Below are 1,122 nucleotides of genomic sequence, written 5' to 3'. Positions count from 1 at the left end.
CTAGTGCTGGATTCCTCTTTCGCTGGGTATATGTCCTGGTGGCGGGGTAGTTGGGGATGCTCGGGGGCGGGTGCTGGGCGATGGTGTTACGGGCACGACCGGGGCGTGACGAGGACGAGCGGACCGTCGTTCGCCGGTTGTCGCGGGCGCGGAAGGCTCCGCGGGATGCGGTGATGCGAGCTCGGATGATCGAGCTGAGCTGGTCGGGGCTGCGCGTGCCGGCCATCGCTGCGGAGCTTGGCTGCAGCCAGAAGACGGTTCGGTGCTGGCTGCACCGCTTCAACCGGTCAGGCCTGCACGGGCTGGATGATCTGGGCGGGCAGGGGCGCAAGCGACGGATCACCGAGGAGGAACGCTCTCGGATCATCGCCCTGGTCAAGACCGTGCCGCCGGGACGGCTGCGGTGGGAGCCGGTCGGGGAGCTATGGGCCTTCGACGAGTCCGGGCCACCCGAGTGGACGCTGGATTCCCTGGCCGCCGCAGCGCGGGCCGAGGGGATCGCAGTGGAGCGCTCACAAGTCCGCCGGATCCTGCTCGCCGAAGGCGTGCGCTGGCGCCGCACCCGGTCCTGGACGCGTTCGAAGGACCCGGACTTCGTCCCAAAAGGACAAGGATCATCGGCCTCTATACTCAGCCGCCCGCCGGTGCGACGGTGATCTGCGCCGACGAGCTGGGGCCGGTGATCCCGCGCGCCTTCCCGCCGGCGCCGGGCTGGTCGCCGGACGGGCACCGGATCAAAGCGGAACTCGACTACAGCCGCGGGCCGGAGAAGACCTGGGTATACGGGGGCTTACGTGTCCGGGACGGGCAGCAGATCACCATGGCCGCTTCCTCCCGCAACAGTGTCTTCTACCAGCAGTTCCTGCAACTGGTCGAGGACGCCAACCCGACTGGCGAGATCTGGATCGTCACCGACAACCTGTCCTCCCACAACAGCCTGTCCACCCGGACGTGGCTGGAGGACCACCCGAGGATCCGCCACGCGTTCATCCCGGTCGGAGCGTGCTGGCTAAACCTGCAGGAAGGCTGGTGGCGGATCTTCCGCAAGACCGCCCTGGCTGGGCGGTCCTTCGCCAACCCCGACGACATCGCCCAGGCCACAGCCCTGGCCACGCAGCAGCT

General features: G+C 68.5%; 2 protein-coding genes. Both read left to right on the top strand.

Going from position 1 to position 1,122, the window contains the following annotated elements:
* Positions 1-173: 173 nt before the first annotated feature.
* Positions 174-656 (top strand): helix-turn-helix domain-containing protein, encoded by a 483-nt coding sequence (locus ABZ656_RS58090; protein WP_360280886.1) that lies wholly within the window; start codon positions 174-176, stop codon positions 654-656.
* On the top strand, positions 653-1,122 hold a 470-nt coding region (locus tag ABZ656_RS58085), incomplete at its 3' end, for a transposase (RefSeq protein ID WP_360280883.1). The genes ABZ656_RS58090 and ABZ656_RS58085, both read left to right, overlap by 4 nt.

Source organism: Streptomyces sp. NPDC007095, from assembly GCF_040634475.1.
Taxonomy (GTDB): domain Bacteria; phylum Actinomycetota; class Actinomycetes; order Streptomycetales; family Streptomycetaceae; genus Streptomyces.
Note: the sequence above shows the minus strand (reverse complement) of the source record. Positions and strands in the feature narration are given on the sequence as shown.

Coding starts and splice junctions, on each gene's coding strand:
- ABZ656_RS58090 (WP_360280886.1), top strand. CDS start 174: ATGCGAGCTCGGATGATCGAGCTGAGCTGGTCGGGGCTGCGCGTGCCG.